The following is a 6156-nucleotide window of genomic DNA, read 5'->3' as shown; positions in this document are numbered from 1 at the left end:
TCGCTAACTATTGTAAAACTGCCGCTGTCTGTATTAAGCCCTTTATTGATAATTACGACTATAAGTCTGGCAGTGTCTTTACCGCCGATGAAACCTATATCAAAGTCCGTAGTATCAAAGCTTACATCTGGTTCATCATGGATGCCGCAAGCCGATCCATGATTGGTTATCAGGTGTCTGACAACCGCAGTGTCGGTCCCTGCATCCTTGCAATGCGGATGGCTTTCCGCCACCTTACAAAGCTGCCGGAAAACTTTCGGTTCATCGCTGACGGCTACAGTGCCTATCCCCTGGCCGTAATGGAGTTTGCCAAAAAGTTTAAGGATAACTTTCAGTTCAACATCACACAGGTGATCGGCTTAACCAACGAGGATGAAGTTTCCAAAGAGTTCCGACCTTATAAACAGATGATCGAGCGGTTAAACCGCACCTACAAGGCTTCCTATCGTCCTACAAATAGTTTTGACAACTACGACGGGGCCAGTTATGATCTGGCACTGTGGGTAGCCTACTACAATTTTCTTCGTCCCTATAAACATAATCATTATCAGGTACTCAACAAAGTAGATATGCTAAACGGTGCTGATAACATGCCGGGTAAATGGCAGCTTCTCATCTTTCTTGGGCAAAAAACGATTCAAAAGCTTCAAGCCGAAGGCTCTAACTGTTCTTAGATTCTGAGCCGAGGTAAGAAAACAGCCACCGGAAGCAACGCTTCCGGCTTGCCCTTGATGGCACGCAAAAGAACTGCTACACTGCTGTGCCCGACGGAAGAAAACCTAACTGTTCTTGAGTTCTTCGCCGTCGGTAGGCCACTTACAGCAGTTCTTTTGTGTGCTGTCAAGGGTGGCGTCCCTATTCCTCAGACTAAAAATATCTGCGATTTTCAAGGTCCATCTGAGCCATTTTTTTGTCCCAGTCTTTCATAGATCATTTGACACTATCAAAATTAAAAAATAAGGAGCTCAGAATCTTGAGAATAAATTCTCAGTTCTGAACTCCTTGTTTTTCTATCTTCGCATCGCCTGCAGTCTATCCAAAGTATCTTTTTAATAATCCTTCAAAAGCTTTTCCATGTCTTGCTTCATCTCTTGCCATTTCATGTACAGTGTCATGGATTGCATCTAAGTTTGCTGCTTTTGCTCTCTTAGCTAAGTCAAATTTTCCTGCTGTTGCTCCCTGTTCTGCATCTACACGCATTTCCAGGTTTTTCTTTGTGCTATCTGTTACAACTTCTCCAAGTAACTCTGCAAATTTTGCTGCATGTTCTGCCTCTTCATGTGCTGCTTTTTCCCAGTATAATCCAATTTCTGGATATCCTTCTCTATGAGCTACTCTTGCCATTGCAAGATACATTCCTACTTCTGAACATTCTCCTTCAAAGTTTGCTCTTAAATCTGCCAGAATATCTTCACTAACGCCTTTTGCTACTCCTACAACATGTTCTGCTGCCCATTCTCTTTCGCCTTCTACCTGTTCTTTAAATTTGCTTGCAGGTACTCCACACTGTGGACATTTTTCTGGTGGCTGTTCTCCTTCATAAACATATCCGCATACTGTACAAACCCATTTTTTCATAATTCTATCTCCTTTATTTCTTCTTGTTTTTTATTTTTATTAGTTAACTATTGATAACAGTAATTATTACTGTTTTCTATGGTTATACTATAACACTCATTTTTACTTCTGTCAATCTTTTTTTGAATTTTTTTATCATTTTCTTCGTTCACACAATGCTCATATTTTCATCACAAGATTCTCATACTTTGATCACAGTTTGTTTTCTTTTTCCCTTTAAAGTATAAAAGTAACGTTTTATTATTTTGGAAGCAATCGGACTCCTGCCTATATAGACAGCATATAATAAACCAGTCCAATTTTCTTCCAATAAAAAGCCTGTAATAAATTTCAAAGGCATACTTAAATGAAAGGAGCAAAAAATATTGATAGAAGTAAAACATCTCACAAAAAAATATGGCAATCATCTCGCTTTAGATGATTTATCCTTTACCATTGAAAAAGGACAAATTTATGGTTTTCTTGGCCCTAATGGTGCAGGAAAGTCTACCACAATGAATATCATGACAGGTTATATTGGTGCTGACCAAGGAGACGTTCTGATTGATGGACATAATATTCTAGAAGAACCAGAGGCTGCAAAAAAATGTATTGGATATCTTCCAGAAATTCCTCCTCTTTATCTTGACATGACAGTTCTTGAATATCTTTCTTTTGTTTCTGAATTAAAACAGATTCCAAAGAATAAACAAACAACCGAAGTTGAAAAAGTCATGAACCTTGTAAAACTTATGGATGTTTCTAACCGTCTTGTTCGTAATCTTTCTAAAGGTTATCGTCAAAGGACTGGTCTCGCTGCTGCCGTTCTTGGGTTTCCTGATATTATTATTCTTGATGAACCTACCGTTGGCCTTGATCCAAAACAGATTATCGAAATCCGACAATTGATCCGGACTCTTTCTAAAAATCATACAGTTATTTTAAGTTCTCATATTCTTGCTGAAGTACAAGAAATTTGTGATTACGTCATGATTATTTCCAAAGGCCATCTTGTTGCCAGCGGTACACCCGCAGAACTAGAAAAACTTTCACATGGAAAAGATTCCATTGAACTTACGATCAAAGCAGACCCACAAAGTATTCAATCTGTACTTGGTTCCATTTCAGATATTCAAAATGTTTCCTGGAAGGGACAAACAAAAGATAGCTGTAATATTGTAATTGAAACATCAAATAACGCTCAAAAAGTATGTGAAGAGCTTTCTCTTGCGTTTGCTATTCAGCGTATTCCTGTCACTCGCTTAAATATAAAAAAAGCAAGTCTGGAAGATATTTTTCTTGAGCTTACCGAACATCTTGAAGAGAAAGGAGATTCTCATCATGATAGCAATTTATAAACGAGAAGTTCATTCTTATTTTACATCCATGATTGGCTGTATATTTGCCGCTTTTCTAACCATCATTGGTGGAATTTATTTTATGGTTTACAACTTGAACAGCGGGTATCCTTACTTTGCATATTCTCTAGCAGGCGTTATTTTCGTCTTGCTCATTGCAGTACCCGTCTTATCTATGAAGTGTTTTTCAGAAGAGCGAAAGAATAAGACTGATCAACTGCTTTTAACTTCACCAGTTCCACTTTTTCAAGTGATTCTTGGAAAATATCTTGCCATGATTACTGTCTTTGCGGTACCATGTCTGATTTACTGCCTTTTCCCATTGATCATTAAATTTCAGGGAAAAGCTCACCTTCTTGTTGATTATTCATCCATCTTGGCTTTTTTTCTGTTGGGATGTATTTTTATTGCTGTCGGTATGTTTCTTTCTTCACTTACTGAAAGCTCTGTTATTGCAGCAATTAGTACCTGTGCAGTATTATTTTTTCTTTATATGCTTGATAATCTACTCGATTATCTCCCAACAAAAGCAATCAGCAATTTTATTATAGTGATTATTATTCTCAGTCTTATTGCAGCTTTGATCTTTCATATTACAAAAAATCCGATTATTACCGGTATTCTAGAGGCGATCTTTCTAATTGGAAACATTATTTGTTATATTGTAAAGTCATCTGTTTTTGAAAGTCTGATTCACAATCTTCTTGAAAAATTTGTTTTAACAGATGTTTTTTACAACTTTGCACAAAATTATATTTTTGATATCAGCGGCCTTATTTATTACCTGTCTCTTATTGTTTTATTTATTTTTCTTACGATACAGGTATTCCAGAAAAGACGTTGGAGTTAGGAGGGAAAAACGTGGATAAGCTAAAACAAATATTTCAGACAAAGAATTCCAGAAAAGGTTCCTATAGCGTTGCACTAACTGCAGCTGTCATTGGAATCATTCTTATCTTTAATTTAATCATCGGGCAACTGCCGCAAAAAATACGACAGATCGATATCAGTGATACCGATATTTATGAAATTTCTTCTAAAAGTCAGAAGTTTATTAAAAATTTAAATTCCGATGTAACATTTACGATCCTTGCAGAAAAGAAAAATACCGACGACCGTATTAAAAACTTTATTGAAAAATATGCATCCCAATCCGGAAAAATAAAAGTAACATGGATAGATCCTGTTTTACATCCATCTGCACTTACAAAATATAATACGGAATCCGACACCATCGTCGTTTCTGATAAAAAAACTGGAAGAAAAACCACCGTATCTTTTGATGACATCCTTGTTTCTAATTCTTCTTCCTATTATACAACAAGCAGCTCTTCCTCCTCGTCCACACAATTTGACGGAGATGGGCAGCTTACCAAAGCTTTAAGTTATGTTACAAACAGTAAAGAATACAAAGCTTATTACACAGCAGGTCATGGAGAAAGTGATCTTTCTTCTTCCGTTACGAATCTAATGGAAAAGTCAAGAATTAAGACACAGGTATTAAACCTTCTTTCATCCACTTCCGTTCCAACAGATTGTGATGTTCTCATTTTAAATGGTCCATCCAGTGACTTAACAAAAGATGAAATAAAAGTTATTTCTTCCTACATGAAAAAAGGCGGAAAAGTCATGGTCCTGTTAACGCCAACAAATAAAAAAATGTCTAATTTATATGGCTTATTAAAAGACTACGGACTTCAAGTAGCTGATGGATATATTGCAGACACACAGCAGTGCTATCAAGGAAATTATTACTATCTTGTACCAACACTTTCTGTGAGTGGTGAAATGGCTTCTGGATTATCTTCTAATTCTGTTCTTATGATTAACTCAAAAGGAATGACGCAGACAAATGCCGCGCGAAGTAAAATCTCCACACAATCCTTTATGACAACTTCTTCCAGTGGATATGCTGTGAACGATAAGAAACAAAAACAGGGAACTTACATTCTCGGTGCTTATGCAACAGAAAAAGTTTCAGTGAAGAATTCCGAAGGTAAAAAGGTATCAAAAGAAAGTCGCCTGACTGTTTATGGAAGTCATATGTTAATTGATGATGAAGTAACCTCTTCTTTTTCAACACTTGAGAACCTAACTTTATTTATGAATTCCGTTTCTGCAAATCTTGATCAGCAGGACAATATTTCTATTTCGCCAAAGAGCCTGTCCGTTACTTATAACAACATCGCTCACCCTGGTATTTTCAGCCTATTTATCATTTTTGTAATTCCAGCTGCACTTGTAATTGGTGGATTTATCATATGGTTCCGCCGTAGAAGACAATAAAGAGGAGGTATTCCTAGTGAAGCAAAAACGTACACTTACAATCGCATTTCTGGCATTTGCAGGGCTTTTAGCTCTGTATGCCGGAATCCGATTCTATACACAAAAACGAAGCAATCAAAAAGCTGCTTCCAGTAAGATTATTATAAAAAAATTAAACTCTATTACATCTATTTCTTATTATAATGGAAGCAATTTATCCTTTACTAAAAAGAATGGGAAATGGTATTACACAAAAAATAAAGACTATCCTCTAATTCAAAGTTCCATTAACTCCATCGTATCTCCATTTCAAAATATGGAAGCTGTCCGAAAATTAGGCAAAGGAGATAGTCTCAGTGATTATGGACTCGATCATCCATCTTATACCATTCATGTAAAAGACAAAAGTGGAAACCGTACTACTTTTTATATTGGAAATGAAACCGGAGACAATTATTATCTAACCATTGATGACAAATCAACAATTTACACTATTTCCTCTAACTCTATTTCTTCGCTTTCTTCTTCCTTAAGTGATCTAATCAAAACAGATTCCTTCCCAGCCTTAAGTACTGGCAATTTAAAGAAAGTTGTTATAACAAAAAATGGGAAAGCAACCATTTACTCTTCAACATCAAAGAAAAATAGTCTAGATGGGATTGCAGGTGGTCTTGGAGTCTTTACTTTTGGCGATTGCCAGAACTATGCCGTAAAGAATTCGGAACTTTCAAAATATGGCCTAGATACAAGAAAACGAATCTCTGTTGATATTACATATAAAGATACGACAACAAAAAAGAAAAAATCACTAACTCTTTATATTGGTTCTATGGATCAGAAAAAAAAGAATTATTATGTAAAATTAAAAAATTCCAGAATGGTCTATTTAACCGATGCTGAAGTCGTAAAAAATGTTTTAAACCCATAAAATGAGGAATCCCCCTGTAGCCAAAGGCACAGGGGGTTTTGAAATGGT

6 protein-coding genes are annotated in these 6156 nt (G+C 36.2%); 5 read left to right on the top strand and 1 reads right to left on the bottom strand.

What is annotated here, in order from left to right; all coding sequences use genetic code 11:
- Nucleotides 1–674, top strand: a 674-nt coding sequence (locus KQI71_RS10675) for a DDE-type integrase/transposase/recombinase (protein WP_216436091.1), incomplete at its 5' end; no start/stop codon positions are given.
- Between the two features lie 358 nt (nt 675–1032).
- Here KQI71_RS10675 and KQI71_RS10670 read toward each other — a convergent pair.
- Entirely contained in the window at nt 1033–1578 is a 546-nt protein-coding gene (locus KQI71_RS10670) for an NADH peroxidase (RefSeq protein ID WP_216436088.1), read from the bottom strand.
- 365 nt (nt 1579–1943) lie between these two features.
- Here KQI71_RS10670 and KQI71_RS10665 point away from each other — a divergent pair, with 365 nt between their 5' ends.
- The 4 genes from KQI71_RS10665 to KQI71_RS10650 are packed head-to-tail and all read left to right on the top strand — an operon-like array spanning nt 1944 to nt 6108.
- Entirely contained in the window at nt 1944–2915 is a 972-nt protein-coding gene (locus KQI71_RS10665; protein WP_216436087.1) for an ABC transporter ATP-binding protein, read from the top strand.
- The gene (locus KQI71_RS10660; RefSeq protein ID WP_216436086.1) at nt 2899–3765 is read left to right on the top strand and encodes an ABC transporter permease; all 867 of its coding nucleotides are present in this window, start codon (nt 2899–2901) and stop codon (nt 3763–3765) included. Before KQI71_RS10665 ends, KQI71_RS10660 begins: the two co-directional genes overlap by 17 nt.
- Before the next feature lie 11 nt (nt 3766–3776).
- A complete protein-coding gene (locus tag KQI71_RS10655) occupies nt 3777–5201 on the top strand; it encodes a Gldg family protein (RefSeq protein ID WP_216436084.1) in 1425 nt (474 codons plus the stop codon).
- A 16-nt stretch (nt 5202–5217) separates the two neighbouring features.
- Nucleotides 5218–6108, top strand: a complete 891-nt coding sequence (locus tag KQI71_RS10650) for a DUF4340 domain-containing protein (protein WP_216436082.1) — start codon at nt 5218–5220, stop codon at nt 6106–6108.
- Nucleotides 6109–6156 lie beyond the last annotated feature (48 nt).

Origin of the sequence: Anaerostipes sp. MSJ-23, from assembly GCF_018918155.1 — a bacterium.
Taxonomy (GTDB): domain Bacteria; phylum Bacillota; class Clostridia; order Lachnospirales; family Lachnospiraceae; genus Anaerostipes.
Note: the sequence above shows the minus strand (reverse complement) of the source record. Positions and strands in the feature narration are given on the sequence as shown.